We start from the raw sequence: 14,301 nt of genomic DNA, 5'->3' as shown, positions 1-14,301 counted from the left end.
AAGAGAATTCTTTTTATTCATTATTACACCTCTATAATTATAGGAAGAATCATCGGTTTTCTTTTCGTACTCGTATATATATACTTCCCTAAAGCTTCTCTTACTTCTCTTTTCAAAATACCCCAGCTATTCACTTTCTCTTTCTTTACATTATTAATCGTAATAACAGCTAATTTATTTAATTCCTTCAAAAATTCTTCTGAATCACGAACATAGACGAATCCACGAGAAATAATATCAGGACCTGAAATTATTTCTCCATCCACTTTATTAAAAGTAATAACTATAACGAGCATTCCATCTTCTGAAAGTTGTTTTCGATCACGTAATAATGCATTTCCAACATCACCAATTCCTAATCCATCTACATATATATTTCCTGCTTGCATTTTTCTCGATTGAATTGCCACTTGATTACTTATATCTACAACATCTCCATTACGAACGATAAAGATATTTTCTTTTTCGACACCAATTGATTCCGCTAGCAAACTATGGTGATGTAGCATTCTAAACTCTCCATGAATGGGGATAAAATATTTTGGCTTCATTAATGTGAGCATTAACTTCAATTCTTCTTGATATGCATGGCCAGATACATGGACTCCAGTAGAACTGCCTGATCCGTAAATCACTCTTGCCCCTAATGCAAATAAGTTATCGATAATTCGCGAAACATTACGTTCATTTCCTGGAATAGGAGTCGCAGCTATAATAACTGTATCTTCTGGTAAAACATCTACTTGCCTATAGTTTCCACTAGCTAAACGCGCTAAAGCTGCCATTGGTTCTCCTTGACTTCCTGTACAAAGTATTGCGACCTGCTTTGGATCTAAATTATTTACCTCATTTGCTTCAATTAGCATACCATCTGGAATATTTAGATACCCTTTCTCTAGAGCAACTTCTACTACATTTACCATACTTCTGCCGAGCAAAGCCAGTTTTCGATTTGTTTTTATACAAGCTTCAACTATTTGCTGAACACGATTCACATTAGAAGCAAAAGTAGAAATAATCACTTTCCTATTTGCTTTCATAAATATTTCCTCTATCCGTTCCCCTACCGACCTTTCTGATGGGGTAAATCCAGGTCGTTCTGCATTTGTACTTTCAGATAGTAAAGCTAATACACCTTCACTACCTATTTTAGCCATTTTGTGAATATCAGGATGTTGATTATTAACTGGTGTTAAATCAAATTTAAAATCACCTGTATGTACTATAGTACCTTCTGGTGTATGAAAAACAATACCGAGGCAATCTGGAATGCTATGATTCGTTTTAAAGAAAGTTGTCTTAATAGCACCGAAATCAATTTCTGATTCTGAATGAATAACGATTAATTCTGTATCATCTTGAAGGTTATGTTCCTTTAATTTAATTTCAATTAAACCTAACGTTAACTTCGTAGCATAGATTGGTACGTTTAGTTGTTTTAAAAAATATGGTATTCCCCCAATATGGTCTTCATGTCCATGCGTCACGACTAATCCGCGAATTTTTTCTTTATTTTCTTGTAAGTAGGTGACATCTGGAATGATTAAATCAATTCCTAATAAACTTTCATCTGGAAATTTTGATCCACAGTCAATAACGACAATATCATTTTCAAATTGAATAACATACATATTTTTCCCTATTTCATTTACTCCACCTAAAGCAACGATAGACAAGTTATTTTTTAATGACTTCAAATGATAAGTCCTCCCTTTCACATTTATAATTCGTGAAATAACATTTAGGCTTTATTATTTGTAATGAAAAAGGACTTCATACTATTTCATACATATATAAATTCACACGCTACTCTTATATGTATATCCCCAATTACACAGTCTCTCTCTAAAAAAGCCCCCATTTTTCCATTGATTTTTTGTAAAATCTATTATATATTAATTACAGGTTCAAATTACAAGTTCAAAAGAACTTGTAATCAGACCCTTTGTTTAATGGGTTTTACATATTTTCATTAGGCAAATTCCGAGAAATCGTATGATAAAAATAAAAATGATAAGGAGAGGATCCGATGGAATTCGAATTTTTCTTTCAAATTGCACTTATTTTATTAAGTACAAAGCTTGCTGGTGATCTTAGTGTTAGATTAGGTCAACCTTCTGTACTAGGTAAATTAATTGTCGGTATCGTTATCGGTCCAGCTGTATTAGGTTGGATTGAAAACTCAGAACTTCTAACACAATTAAGTAATGTTGGTGTTATTCTTTTAATGTTTATGGCAGGACTTGAAACAGACTTAGAGGAATTAAACGCAAATCGTAATTCTTCTTTAGCTGTTGCACTTGGAGGTATCATTCTTCCATTCGTAGGTGGTTACGTTTCTGGTCTTATTATGGGAATGGAACAAGGAAATGCTGTATTTTTAGGATTACTTCTATGTGCGACAAGTGTTAGTATTTCCGTACAAACACTTCGCGATTTAGGAAAGATGAAAACACGTGAAAGTACAACTATGCTGGGCGCAGCTGTATTTGATGACATTCTTGTCGTTATTTTATTAGCATTTGCAATGAGTTTCCTAGGTACAGACGATGTTAACTTAACAATGATTATCTTGAAGAAAGTTGTATTCTTCGCTTCTATTATTTTAATCGGATGGAAAGGTGTTCCTGCGATTATGCGCTGGTTATCACCGCTACGCGTATCTGAGTCTATCGTGAGCGCGGCTCTTATCATCTGTTTCTCATTCGCATATTTCGGCGAACTATTAGGAATTGCTGGTATTATCGGTGCTTTCGCAGCTGGTATTGCGATTTCTCAAACGAACTACAAACATGAAGTAGAAAAGAAAGTAGAGCCAATCGCTTACGCTATGTTCGTTCCAGTATTCTTCGTAAGTATCGGTATGAATATTACATTTGACGGTATTGGCGATCAAATTTGGTTCATCCTAGCATTAACAGTAATCGCTGTATTAACGAAACTAATCGGTTGTGGCTTAGGTGCACGAATGACTGGATTTGATGCTAAGTCTTCTGCAATTATCGGTTCTGGAATGGTTTCTCGTGGTGAAGTTGCACTTATCATCGCAGGAACAGGACTTTCTTCAGGTCTACTAGCACAAGATTACTTTACAGCTATCGTTATTGTCGTTATTTTAACTACAATGATTACACCACCAATGTTAAAATACACTTTTGGTGCAAAAGATAAAGCAATGAAAGCAAGTAAATAAGCTTTCTACAATAAAAAGAGATTACTATCTTATAAGATAGTAATCTCTTTTTTGTTTTGTCTTTAAACGATCTTGTTCTTTTTTAACCAGTTTTCAAAAATAGTTCGTGCTGGTTCATCATCCATATCATTACTAAATGCGTTCCATCGCTGTCTTCAACGTTCCAACAACAAAGGCAATTTCTTCACTTGAAATAATAAGCGGTGGTGCTAGCGTTAAAACGTTATTATATCCTGCTGTTGTCATACCGTTTCTACCTATAATCAACCCTTTTTCTTTACAAGCATTTACCACACTTGCAATTTTGTCGTTATCAATTGGCTCTTTCGTCTCTTTATCGTTTACTAGTTCAATTCCCACTAGTAGACCTTTTCCTCTAATATCCCCAACAAGTGGATGCTCTCCAATTTCTTCTTTTAATTGTTCTAATAAAAGCGAGCCCATTTGTGCAGAGCGCTCAATTAAATTTTCATTCTCCATAATTTCTAAGTTTTTAAGTGCTAGTGCACAAGCTGCAGGATTTCCACCAAATGTATTAATATGACGGAAGAATTCATATTCTCCCTTTCCTTTAAATGCTTCATATATTTCTTTTTTCACAGCTGTTGCTGATAATGGTAAATACGCACTCGTAATCCCTTTTGCCATCGTAATAATATCTGGCTTCACATCATAATTCATAAATCCAAATGCTTTTCCTGTACGTCCGAAACCGCAAATCACTTCATCGCTAATGAGCAATGCACCGTGTTTTTGACACATTTCATGAACAGCTTTCATATAGTCCTGTGGCGGCATTAAAATGCCTCCGCCCGTAATAATTGGTTCCATAATAAAAGCTGCAATCGTTTCACTTAATTCCCATGTCATGACCCGATCTACTTCTTTTACACATTCGACATCATAAATATTCTCTCTTTCTATTCCAGGCATACGATAACAATCTGGCGGCGTCACATGTAAAAATCCTGAAGCAAATGGCTCATATTGATATCTACGCTGTGCCTGTCCCGTCGCTGCCATCGTTGCCATTGTATTCCCATGATACCCGCGGTAACGTGACATAAATTTATAACGATGTGGTTCACCTTTTTGCGCATAGTATTGTCTTGCTATTTTAAAAGCTGTTTCGTTCGCTTCCGAACCACTATTAGAGAAGAAAATAACATACTCCCCTCCAAGCCATTCATTTAATTTTTCTGCAAGCTTTATAGCCGGTTCATGTGATTGTGACATCGGAAAGTATGATAATGTTTGTAATTGCTTATATGCCGCTTCTGCAAGCTCTTTTCTGCCATATCCACTATTCACACACCAAAGACCACTCATACCATCTAAATATCTTTTTCCCTGTATATCTTCAATCCAGCACCCTTCTGCTTTTGCCCCTACCATTGTACTATTTGGACTAAAGGGACGCATTCCGTGCCAAACATATTGCTCATCTTTTGCTAATAATTCATCAGTCTGTTTCGTTTTCATCATTTCTTCCACCTTCCATAACAACTTATTTTTCACAAAAGCTGCGCTGGTACCATGATGATTTAAATTTCTCCCTGCTTATTTTCATTCCACAAAATTAAGACAAATCCTACTTACAAAGCAGTATTATTTACAAGAGAATGACAAAAGAAAAAGGAGCTTTTCTTATCTATCGAAAAGCTCCTCTTTTTTAATGCGAAGACGCGTCACTAATACCATGCCCAGTATTAGATTTCACGAGAATTTCATCAAATTTTGCTGCATCTTCTTTCTTACTAGATAAAACAGTTCCTAAATACGCTGCAAGAAATCCAAGCGGAATCGAAATAATTCCAGGTGTCGTATATGGGAATATCGCTTCCCCAACAAATATAGCTTTTCCAGCTACAGGGTTCCATACATTTGGGCTTAACGCTACAAGAACAATAGCTGATACAAGACCAGCAATCATACCAGAGATGGCACCTGTTGTATTGAAGCGCTTCCAATATATTGTGAATAATATAACTGGCAAGTTTGCACTCGCTGCAACTGCAAATGCTAAAGAAACTAAAAATGCTACGTTCAACGTTTGAGCAAATAACGCTAGTATAATAGATAATACAGCTACTCCAATAGACGCATAACGAGCCATGGATACTTGCTCTTTTTCCGTTGATTTCCCCTTACGGATAATTTCATTATAAAAATCATGTGCGAATGCGGATGCTGCTGTTAATACAAGGCCTGCCACTACAGCTAAAATCGTTGCAAAGGCAATTGCTGATACGAAAGCAAATAAGAAATCTCCGCCCAATGCTTTCGCTAATAAAGGTGCTGCCATATTACCAGCTGGATTTGCTTTAATAATCGCCTCATTTCCTACAAACGCCGCTGCCCCAAATCCTAAGAAAATCGTCATAATATAAAATGCGCCAATTAACCATGTCGCATATACGACAGATTGACGTGCCGTTTTTGCATCACGTACTGTAAAAAAGCGGACAAGAATATGTGGTAACCCTGCTGTACCAAGAACTAGTCCTAAATTTAAAGATAGCGTATCAAGACCATCTTTATACTTTACACCGGGATTTAAAAACGACTCTTTTAACGGAGTAGCTGTTTTCATTTGCGCGAACATTTCCGTCACACTGAAATTAAATTTAGCGAAAACGATTACAGAAATAATAAATGTACCGGCCATAAGTAATACTGCCTTAACAATTTGCACCCAGCTCGTCGCAGTCATACCACCAAAAATAACATACACAGTCATAAGTGTACCAACGATTAATACAGATGTTGTATATTCGATTCCTAATAGTAATTTAATAAGTGCACCCGCACCAACTAATTGTGCAATCATATAAAAAATGGATATCGTCATCGTATTAAGCGCTGCAACTCCGCGAACTTTTTTCGCATCAAAACGCGCCGCAATCATATCTGCTAATGTGTATTTCCCCAAGTTTCTAAGCGGCTCTGCAACTAAGTATAGTACAACTAAATAAGCAACTAAGAAACCGATACTATAGAAGAAACCATCAAACCCAGTTAACGCGATCGCTCCTGCTATACCAAGAAAAGACGCAGCAGACATATAATCTCCCGCAATGGCCAGACCATTTTGCCAACCAGTTAATCCCCCTCCAGCTGTATAAAATTCACTCGCATTTTTCGTTTTCTTCGATGCAAAATAAGTTATGACGAGTGTACCAAGTACGATGATTAAAAATAGTGCAAAAGCGGTTGTATTCAAAGTCAGCCCCTCCCTTTTTGCATCTCTTGCAGAATATTTTGTGAGATTTTATCAAAGGATTCAGCTTTTTTGCTGTAAATCATACATAATGACCACGTCATAATAAATTGTGCAAAAGCAAATACCCACGCCCACGTAACATCACCAAATGCCGATGTATTGAGTACCTTTGAATACGATGTTAAAATAGGTAAAGTAATAAAAAAACTTAAAAAGAAAATACTCATCGGAACGATAAACTTCTTTTTCGTATTTAATAACAATTGAAATTCTTCTGACTGAACAACCTCTGTATAATTCACCTCATTTTGTAACTTACGTGCTGACGTATCATCTCGTTTCATTCTCTAATCCCCTCTCTTACTGAAAGTACAATTCCCCCTTGCATAACCAAAAACTAAATTTTATAAATATTCAGAAACTTATTTTCATTTTAGACAATCCATACATTCCTGCAAAGATTTTTCGATAGACATTTTTCGGCATTTTCCCCTAAATTTTTAATATACTTTTTCAACATAAAATTTACGCACCAGTGAAGCTTTCATACTCATTAAAATAGAATAAAAAAGTAGTGCTTATCGCACCACTTCTGTTTTTTTCTCTTTTTCTAAATTACGAGCTGTTTCGCTTAATTCAACGTCTTTTCCATCTTTAAGCGTTCCAAATATGAAATCGAATACTGGATTTGAAACACCAAACCAAAATTTTTCATTTTTATAATGGTGTAATATGTGCTGTTTTTTTAGCCACCTACCAAACTTGGTGACGGGACGAATTGGCTTATGTGCAATATAATGTTTCCATTCATAAACGAGAAGCATAATAATCATTCCGATTCCGAATGAAAGTGTAATGGTAACACTTTTTGTTATCACGTATGATATAAGTAAATATATAGTAAAGCTCGGTATACTAAACCATACAGGCAAAAATAAAAGTTTTAAATCATCTGGATATACGTGATGGTCATAATGTAATCTTCTTAGCATTTTTAATAAAAATACGTTTTTAGGTGGTTTTAAGTGAAATAAAAACCGGTGTGTCATATATTCGTTTAGCGTATAAAAAATAATCCCAAACAAACATGCTAACAAACCGATCCATGTGAAAAATTGCATTTTTAAAATAATAATAAAAACAAATAAAATACTATACATAATAACGATATCATGTTGTAAAAAGAACTCTTTCCCCACCCTCTTCATCTTCCTTCCCCCTTTTCAAAAGAAATAGTCGCAACATATCGTTACGACTATTTCTTTTCTATATCTTATTCTATACGCTTTACAAATTTGCCTGTTGCTCTATTGTCGAGAAAAAATTGTTCGGTCCAAATATATTTTGCTTTGGAATAATATGTTCCACCGCAAACACTGTTACTTCTCCTCTTTGTACCTCTCCAATGATAAGTCCAAATATTTCATGATTTACAGCAAACGTCGGTTGCTTTGTTTGTAGTAATCTTGCTGCATTATGAAATACCGCTTCATATAGTGGATTTCTATCAGTAATTTCTTTTCTGATTTTTGGTGCTAACGTAATAATGATTTCTTTTCCGTCAATAGTGGTTCGATACATAAAAATCTCCCCTTCAATCTTATGTGAACAACTGTAAAGCTTTGTATGCAAAATGGATAGAATATCCTACTAAAATAATACCTGCTCCGGCTGTTATATAGCCAAGTGCTTTTTGCTTTAATAAAGTTCTGCCAAAATGGACAGAAAAAGCAATATTTACATTCCATAAAATAATACCAACGATAATACAAAGACTGTACAAAAAGGCTTCTTGTTTCGTTACCTTCGTAAGCAATGAGCTAAGTGTACTTCCGTATATACCAAACCAAAAAACAAGATTTAATGGATTGGATATCGCAATTAAAAAACCTGCCATAAACGATTGTTTAAGGCCGCCTACCTCTTCTTTTTTATATTCCATATTCGATTGAGAAATTCCTTGTTTTACACTTTGAAATCCTAAATAAAATAATAAGAAAAACCCTGTGCAATACATAAAAGCTTGTACATATGTATACATAAACAGAGAAGATAAACCGAAATAGATGAGAAGCATAAACAAAATATCTGCTGTCATTCCACCAATTCCAACAACCCACGCATGCCAAAAACCTCGTTCAATTCCTCGTTTTAACATTTCAATATTAATCGGACCTACTGGCGCAGCTAATGAAATACCTAATACAATTTGTTGTATAATCGCTCCAAACATCACTCTATCCTTTCTACTTCCTTTACTATTAAGTAATGATGTAATAATTAAAAATAGACTAGCTTCCCTCAAAATATTTACTACTAAAATACCCTTTTTTATCCAAAATATGCAAAAGAGCCATCCAGATGATGACTCTTACTTTTCTATCTTATGAAGAAAAGGACATTTTCCTTTTAACGGTTCTACATCGTCTCCTATAAAGTATTGTTTCCATTCACGATGATCCGGGTCACCATAATGACTAATGTTAGGATGTTTCGGCAGCTGATCCCACTTTTCAACTCGCTCACGGACCGTTTGCCTAGAATATGCTCCTTTAGGACGATCCCCTTCTAAACCATCAAATATAGTACGTGGCTGAAATCCAATAACGAGAGAATTTCCTAAATGCCTAGTTTTTCGTTGTTTATAGGCTGGTGCGTTTCCAAATGCGAATATCGGTTCCCCGCCAAATGAAAATTCCCATAAGTAATGGTCTGGGTCTTTAGGAATTTGCTTTGGCCATGTTTCCTTATCGTTTTCATGTAAATATTGTAGTACTTTCCAAAAGTAATCACGGTAATATTCCAGTGATTGCTCCTCACATTCCGGTTCTACAAAAAGAAAAAAGCCTCTTCTTACAATTGGACGCTCTTTCATTAGCTCTAAAAAAGATAACATTGTATGTGGCAAATGACTCCAATCATTATGAGAGAGAAACGAATAACGAAGTTCATTCTTTTTTAAAGCTGTTAAGCCGAAATAGCACGGAAAAGTTGGTTCTAGCACAACACTCGAAAAATTTTGAAATTCCTTTACAACCCAATTCGGTATGTCGTTTCTCGTTCTCATTCCTTCATTATCTAATAAATAAGACTCATTCATTCTTTCACCTCATTATGTATAGCGTTCAATTAAGACTATTACATACTCGGCCTGTCCTATACCTATTAAAAAATTTGGCTAAAAAATTATTTAAAAATACAAAAAAATAAAATCGCTTACTTGACTAAATTCTCCCAATTCGTGTATATTTAAATTAATCATTTAGCAGAATATTCAAGATTATAGCATTTTTAGTTTATATTATCTTTTCAAATGAATTTCACTAAATGAAAAAACGTAAATGTTTTCTAGGAGGAATTGTAACATGCAAGGAAAAGTAAAATGGTTTAACAACGAAAAAGGTTTTGGATTTATCGAAATTGAAGGCGCTGACGATGTATTCGTACATTTCTCTGCTATTCAAGGCGAAGGCTACAAAGCTTTAGAAGAAGGGCAAGAAGTATCTTTCGATATCACTGAAGGAAACCGTGGACCTCAAGCTGCTAACGTAGTAAAACTTTAATCCAACATATGACAGGAGGTTACCTTACTTGGTAACCTCCTTTGTTATTCCTTTGTATATTTCCGTTTTCCAGAGCAAAAACTATGTGAAATGCGCACTATACAAAGGAGGAATTATTAATGGGATCAGAAGTAAATGATTTTGAAGAAGTGAAATTCCGTGTAGAAACAGCACAAAAAATGGTAGGATCAGCGACAATTTCAATGGATCCAGATACATTAGAGCATGCTACTACTGCTGTAGAAGCAGCTCGCTCTCAGCTTGAAATTATGAAATCTGTTGCAACAGATTTAGACGAGCCATTTTTAATAAATGAGGAAAAGAAATTAAGCGAGTGTGAGCATCAATTAAATGAAGCGAAGCACTAAAAAACATCCAGAGAGTTTTCTCTGGATGTTTTTTCATGACAACTGTTCCCCATATTTTTTCAATGTTTCTCCAACTGTACATTGTCTTATACAAAAGGAATGAGCATAATACTTACTATTTGTCTTTCGGTTATGTTCTCGCAAAAAACATCCTTCACAATACGTTTCTAATAAGTCATTTACCTCTGTAATGAGTTGCTTTTTATCCACCTTTGCACCTCTCTATTCGGTTATTTCTTTATGACTATCAATCACTGTTCCTTCTAATGCTTGCGTAGCTAATTGATGTGCTTCTTTATTTTGTTTTCTTGATATAGGCTCACATACAAGTTTTAATTTCATTTGCTTCGCCTTTTGCTCAATTTGGTCTAAATAATGATTTAAATGTTCATCATAACAAGGCCATTCTCCAGCCAATTGCTGCAGTACAACTTGAGAATCTCCGCGAAGCGTGACCGCTTCATACTTAATCCCTAATTCCTCGAGTATATTCATGCTATATAATAGTGATGCATATTCCGCTTCATTATTATCATATATACCTTCTATATATGCATTACGGCGAATTCGGTAGTTTTTATTTCCTTTTTTATAGTATACACATATGCCTATACCAGCTTCTTTCGTCTGTACATCATAGCCGCCATCAAAATAAACGAATATTTCTTGGGGTTCTTCCTCCACTTGTTTGCTCAGCTTCTTCATTTCCTTTAATGACCATTCTGCATCCATTTCATCGTAAAATAATAATTCTTTCACTCTTCCTGTTTTCTCGAAATCCTCCGCAAATTGAAGTGCTTCTTCTATGTTCATATAATCTGTCGTTAATTCCGTCTGAAAACCGCGTTTTGTTTTATACAACCAATGAATTTTATATTTCATACTATAGATTCCCCTTATGTAAGACTTCTTATATGTATCCAGCTAATGAAAGCCTCACTTTATTTTATTATATTTTATCAAGAGTCAAAGAATTATATTCAATATTATCACATGCAAAAAGAGCTATCCCTATAGGAATAGCTCTTTCATCTATTACATAAATCTTTCAAATTGTACTCGTTTATTAATCCAGTACATTACAGGCATACCAATCGCCATAACAACAAATTCACCGATTGCACATGTTAACCAAGTCAACATAAATGGTAAATCAAATGCAAGATGAAGTTCAATTGCAATCATAAACATTGTAATTGTAAAAATAACTGTATTAAAAATCATACGAGCCCAAACACCTTTAATAAATCGCATAGAAATAATCGTTGCAACTAATGCAAGAATAGATTGCCCTACTCCAAATACTAAATCGTAAGCGATCATAGGTGAGAAAAAGAGATTCGTTAAAAATACACCTAATACAATTCCGTAAATTGCTTTCTTATTAAATACAACGAGATGATTAAACATCTCTGAAATACGAAACTGTACATTCGTAAAGCCAAATGGCTGAATAAGCATAGAAACAGCAATATATAATGCCGCTAAAATACCATTACCGACTAATGTTCTAATATTCATGACAAAATCTCCTTAGTTTTTTTACGTGGGATGGTTTCGAACCACGTTATTCGTTTTTTAAGCAACAAGACTATATTTTACGCGGTAGCCCCCCTTTCGTCAATAGATTCCTACCATGAACTACCCTTTTTCTTTTAGACAACGTATAATGAAATATATGAAAGATTTAGGAGGTTTTACTTCATGACTGCAACAATTCAAAATGAAAAAGTGATCGTTACCATCTCTGACAAAGGTGCAGAATTACAAAGCGTTCTCTTAAAAGAAGACAATACAGAATACTTATGGCAAGGTGATGCTACTTATTGGGGACGCCGTGCACCAATTTTATTCCCAATCGTCGGCCGATTAGTAGATAATACATACTACGTAGATGGTAAACCTTATTCTTTAACACAACACGGCTTTGCTCGTGATCTTACATTCTCTGTAGAAGAACAAAGTGAAACGAAAATCACCTACATTGTAACTAGTAATGAAGAAACATTAAAAAAATACCCATACGAATTCGAATTACTCGTTTCTTATGAACTAGACGGACAAACCGTTCATGTAACATACGAAGTGAATAACCCTGCTTCAAAAGAGATGTTCTTCTCAATCGGAGCACATCCTGGTTTCAATTTCCCGTTATTAGAGGGCGAGTCATTTACAGATTACCACCTATCTTTTAATGGTTCAGAGCGTTTAGAAACGAGCGTATTAGAAGGACCTTACCTTTCAAATAAGAAGCAACTAATTGCTGAAAGTACGAATGAGTTGCCACTTACATACGACCTATTTAAAAACGATGCACTTATTTTTGAAAATATGAATACGGATGAAATCTCCATCCGTTCTCATAAACATAATAAATTCGTAAAAGTAGAATTTGACGGATTCCCATTTGTCGGCGTATGGACACCAGGCGAGAATGCACCTTTCTTATGTATTGAACCTTGGTATGGAATTGCTGATGAAGTAAATCCAGCAAAAGATTTCAAGGAAAAAAAAGGAATTCAATCTTTACAAGCGAATGAAACATTTACATGTCGTTATAGTATTACAATCGGCTAAGTTACTCTATCCCCTACTTCAAAGAAACATATAGGTAGGGGATCATCTTATCATTTGGAGGTTTCTCATTTTGATTGAAGTATATATTGATGGTGCATCAAAAGGAAATCCTGGTCCTTCTGGTGCAGGCGTATTTATTAAAGGGGTTCAACCCGCTGTACAATTATCATTGCCCCTTGGGACAATGTCCAATCATGAAGCGGAATACCACGCTTTACTTGCGGCATTAAAATATTGCACGGAGCATAATTATAACATTGTCTCTTTTCGTACAGATTCGCAACTTGTTGAGCGAGCTGTCGAAAAAGAATACGCAAAAAATAAAATGTTTGCACCACTATTAGAGGAAGCACTGCAGTACATAAAAAGTTTCGATCTCTTTTTTATTAAGTGGATTCCAAGTAGTCAAAATAAAGTTGCTGATGAATTAGCTAGAAAAGCTATTTTACAAAATTAACGGGGGTATGAGTGTGAAAAAAGATTGGATTGCTCCTCTTGCTTTATTATTTGTGTCTTTTATTTGGGGAGCTACATTTGTTGTCGTTCAAAATGCTATGTCTTTCGTCGGTCCATTTACATTTAATGGTATACGTTTTTTATTCGCTGGAATCATTTTATTATTCGTTCAACTGATTTTCTCAAAAAAAACTTCAAAACAACATATAAAACAGAGTAGCCTCGCTGGATTAACCGTTGGATTCTTTTTATGCGTCGGCTATGTATTACAAACATTCGGCTTACTTTATACAACTTCTTCAAAAGCTGGTTTCTTAACAGGGCTTAGTATCGTTATGGTACCAATCTTGTCTTTTATCTTTTTAAAACAAAAAGCTACTATTTTTATCGTAATTGGCATTGCTGTAGCAACAGCGGGTTTATATTTATTAACAGCAGGTGATTCTTTTCAATTAAACATTGGAGATATACTCGTTCTCGGTTGTGCAGTTGCTTTCGCTGCTCATATTCTCGTTAACGGCTTCTTCTCTAAAAAAATATCACCTTTATTGTTAAGCACATCGCAAGTATTAGCTGTCGGTATGTTTTCTTCTATTTGCGCCTTTTTGTTTGAAGATTGGGAAAAATTATTTTCAGTAGCACTATGGACGAATTCTTCCTTTTTATTTGCTCTATTTCTAACTTCCCTGTTCGCGACATCCATTGCCTTTTTCATTCAAACATCAGCACAAAAACATACGTCTCCAACGAGAGTAGCAATTATTTTCGCAATGGAGCCCGTTTTCGCTGCCTTAACAGGCGTTCTCGTTGCAAACGAACAACTTTCTATTTCCGCTATTATCGGATGCCTCTGTATTTTCCTAGGCATGGTTTTTGTTGAATTACCTTCTAAAACAAAAAAAGAAGCGCAGGCTGCGTGAA

The 14,301-nt window shown here is 35.0% G+C and carries 17 protein-coding genes and 1 riboswitch; of the genes, 6 read left to right on the top strand and 11 right to left on the bottom strand.

Annotated features, from left to right (window positions below; translation table 11 throughout):
• Positions 1-23: 23 nt before the first annotated feature.
• On the bottom strand, positions 24-1,697 hold the full coding sequence (locus ACTFSI_RS08345) for a ribonuclease J (RefSeq protein WP_000838590.1): 1,674 nt from the start codon (positions 1,695-1,697) through the stop codon (positions 24-26).
• Positions 1,698-2,029: 332 nt separating this feature from the next.
• On the opposite strand from ACTFSI_RS08345, the gene ACTFSI_RS08340 reads away from it, so the two are divergent.
• Positions 2,030-3,193 carry a cation:proton antiporter gene (locus tag ACTFSI_RS08340; RefSeq protein ID WP_000393887.1) on the top strand — a complete coding sequence of 388 codons (1,164 nt, stop codon included), beginning with the start codon at positions 2,030-2,032 and terminating at the stop codon, positions 3,191-3,193.
• Between the two features lie 132 nt (positions 3,194-3,325).
• Here the strand turns inward: ACTFSI_RS08340 and ACTFSI_RS08335 are convergent, their stop codons facing one another.
• The 7 genes from ACTFSI_RS08335 to ACTFSI_RS08305 form a co-directional block, all read right to left on the bottom strand.
• Positions 3,326-4,675, bottom strand: a complete 1,350-nt coding sequence (locus ACTFSI_RS08335) for an aspartate aminotransferase family protein (RefSeq protein WP_000850947.1) — start codon at positions 4,673-4,675, stop codon at positions 3,326-3,328.
• Positions 4,676-4,865: 190 nt separating this feature from the next.
• A complete protein-coding gene (locus tag ACTFSI_RS08330) occupies positions 4,866-6,416 on the bottom strand; it encodes a solute symporter family protein (protein WP_001098251.1) in 1,551 nt (516 codons plus the stop codon).
• Between the two features lie 2 nt (positions 6,417-6,418).
• Positions 6,419-6,760 carry a DUF485 domain-containing protein gene (locus ACTFSI_RS08325; RefSeq protein WP_000817378.1) on the bottom strand — a complete coding sequence of 114 codons (342 nt, stop codon included), beginning with the start codon at positions 6,758-6,760 and terminating at the stop codon, positions 6,419-6,421.
• Between the two features lie 234 nt (positions 6,761-6,994).
• On the bottom strand, positions 6,995-7,624 hold the full coding sequence (locus ACTFSI_RS08320) for a sterol desaturase family protein (protein WP_000832152.1): 630 nt from the start codon (positions 7,622-7,624) through the stop codon (positions 6,995-6,997).
• 79 nt (positions 7,625-7,703) lie between these two features.
• Positions 7,704-7,997, bottom strand: a complete 294-nt coding sequence (locus ACTFSI_RS08315; RefSeq protein WP_000286361.1) for a hypothetical protein — start codon at positions 7,995-7,997, stop codon at positions 7,704-7,706.
• A gap of 19 nt (positions 7,998-8,016) precedes the next feature.
• Positions 8,017-8,649: a LysE family transporter gene (locus tag ACTFSI_RS08310; protein WP_000466557.1), complete on the bottom strand. Its 633-nt coding sequence runs from the start codon at positions 8,647-8,649 to the stop codon at positions 8,017-8,019.
• A 138-nt stretch (positions 8,650-8,787) separates the two neighbouring features.
• Positions 8,788-9,516: a YqcI/YcgG family protein gene (locus ACTFSI_RS08305; RefSeq protein WP_001005941.1), complete on the bottom strand. Its 729-nt coding sequence runs from the start codon at positions 9,514-9,516 to the stop codon at positions 8,788-8,790.
• 265 nt (positions 9,517-9,781) lie between these two features.
• Here ACTFSI_RS08305 and cspB point away from each other — a divergent pair, with 265 nt between their 5' ends.
• Entirely contained in the window at positions 9,782-9,979 is a 198-nt protein-coding gene (cspB, locus tag ACTFSI_RS08300; RefSeq protein WP_001161727.1) for a cold shock-like protein CspB, read from the top strand.
• A 119-nt stretch (positions 9,980-10,098) separates the two neighbouring features.
• Positions 10,099-10,347: a DUF2564 family protein gene (locus tag ACTFSI_RS08295; RefSeq protein WP_000534391.1), complete on the top strand. Its 249-nt coding sequence runs from the start codon at positions 10,099-10,101 to the stop codon at positions 10,345-10,347.
• 33 nt (positions 10,348-10,380) lie between these two features.
• On the opposite strand, the gene ACTFSI_RS08290 is transcribed toward ACTFSI_RS08295, so the two are convergent.
• The 3 genes from ACTFSI_RS08290 to ACTFSI_RS08280 all read right to left on the bottom strand — a co-directional run bounded on the left by ACTFSI_RS08290 (position 10,381) and on the right by ACTFSI_RS08280 (position 11,868).
• Complete coding sequence (locus tag ACTFSI_RS08290; RefSeq protein ID WP_000358801.1) at positions 10,381-10,557, bottom strand: zinc-finger domain-containing protein; 177 nt, start codon at positions 10,555-10,557, stop codon at positions 10,381-10,383.
• Between the two features lie 12 nt (positions 10,558-10,569).
• On the bottom strand, positions 10,570-11,229 hold the full coding sequence (locus tag ACTFSI_RS08285; protein WP_275894630.1) for a ribonuclease H family protein: 660 nt from the start codon (positions 11,227-11,229) through the stop codon (positions 10,570-10,572).
• A gap of 153 nt (positions 11,230-11,382) precedes the next feature.
• Entirely contained in the window at positions 11,383-11,868 is a 486-nt protein-coding gene (locus tag ACTFSI_RS08280; protein WP_001026467.1) for a QueT transporter family protein, read from the bottom strand.
• 6 nt (positions 11,869-11,874) lie between these two features.
• A riboswitch (PreQ1 riboswitch) is annotated at positions 11,875-11,919 on the bottom strand.
• 132 nt (positions 11,920-12,051) lie between these two features.
• Here ACTFSI_RS08280 and ACTFSI_RS08275 point away from each other — a divergent pair.
• From ACTFSI_RS08275 to ACTFSI_RS08265, 3 genes are all read left to right on the top strand, one after another.
• Entirely contained in the window at positions 12,052-12,924 is an 873-nt protein-coding gene (locus tag ACTFSI_RS08275; protein WP_000127427.1) for an aldose 1-epimerase family protein, read from the top strand.
• A 70-nt stretch (positions 12,925-12,994) separates the two neighbouring features.
• Positions 12,995-13,381: a reverse transcriptase-like protein gene (locus tag ACTFSI_RS08270; protein ID WP_000573873.1), complete on the top strand. Its 387-nt coding sequence runs from the start codon at positions 12,995-12,997 to the stop codon at positions 13,379-13,381.
• A 13-nt stretch (positions 13,382-13,394) separates the two neighbouring features.
• Positions 13,395-14,300, top strand: a complete 906-nt coding sequence (locus ACTFSI_RS08265; protein ID WP_000711147.1) for a DMT family transporter — start codon at positions 13,395-13,397, stop codon at positions 14,298-14,300.
• Position 14,301 lies beyond the last annotated feature (1 nt).

The organism is Bacillus cereus group sp. MYBK101-2 (assembly GCF_051918845.1).
In the GTDB taxonomy this organism is placed as follows: Bacteria; Bacillota; Bacilli; order Bacillales; family Bacillaceae_G; genus Bacillus_A; species Bacillus_A paranthracis.
Note: the sequence above shows the minus strand (reverse complement) of the source record. Positions and strands in the feature narration are given on the sequence as shown.

Coding starts and splice junctions, on each gene's coding strand:
- ACTFSI_RS08320 (WP_000832152.1), bottom strand. CDS start 7,624: ATGAAGAGGGTGGGGAAAGAGTTCTTTTTACAACATGATATCGTTATT.
- ACTFSI_RS08315 (WP_000286361.1), bottom strand. CDS start 7,997: ATGTATCGAACCACTATTGACGGAAAAGAAATCATTATTACGTTAGCA.
- ACTFSI_RS08325 (WP_000817378.1), bottom strand. CDS start 6,760: ATGAAACGAGATGATACGTCAGCACGTAAGTTACAAAATGAGGTGAAT.
- ACTFSI_RS08285 (WP_275894630.1), bottom strand. CDS start 11,229: ATGAAATATAAAATTCATTGGTTGTATAAAACAAAACGCGGTTTTCAG.
- ACTFSI_RS08280 (WP_001026467.1), bottom strand. CDS start 11,868: ATGAATATTAGAACATTAGTCGGTAATGGTATTTTAGCGGCATTATAT.
- ACTFSI_RS08305 (WP_001005941.1), bottom strand. CDS start 9,516: ATGAATGAGTCTTATTTATTAGATAATGAAGGAATGAGAACGAGAAAC.
- ACTFSI_RS08310 (WP_000466557.1), bottom strand. CDS start 8,649: ATGTTTGGAGCGATTATACAACAAATTGTATTAGGTATTTCATTAGCT.
- ACTFSI_RS08295 (WP_000534391.1), top strand. CDS start 10,099: ATGGGATCAGAAGTAAATGATTTTGAAGAAGTGAAATTCCGTGTAGAA.
- ACTFSI_RS08340 (WP_000393887.1), top strand. CDS start 2,030: ATGGAATTCGAATTTTTCTTTCAAATTGCACTTATTTTATTAAGTACA.
- cspB (WP_001161727.1), top strand. CDS start 9,782: ATGCAAGGAAAAGTAAAATGGTTTAACAACGAAAAAGGTTTTGGATTT.
- ACTFSI_RS08275 (WP_000127427.1), top strand. CDS start 12,052: ATGACTGCAACAATTCAAAATGAAAAAGTGATCGTTACCATCTCTGAC.
- ACTFSI_RS08335 (WP_000850947.1), bottom strand. CDS start 4,675: ATGAAAACGAAACAGACTGATGAATTATTAGCAAAAGATGAGCAATAT.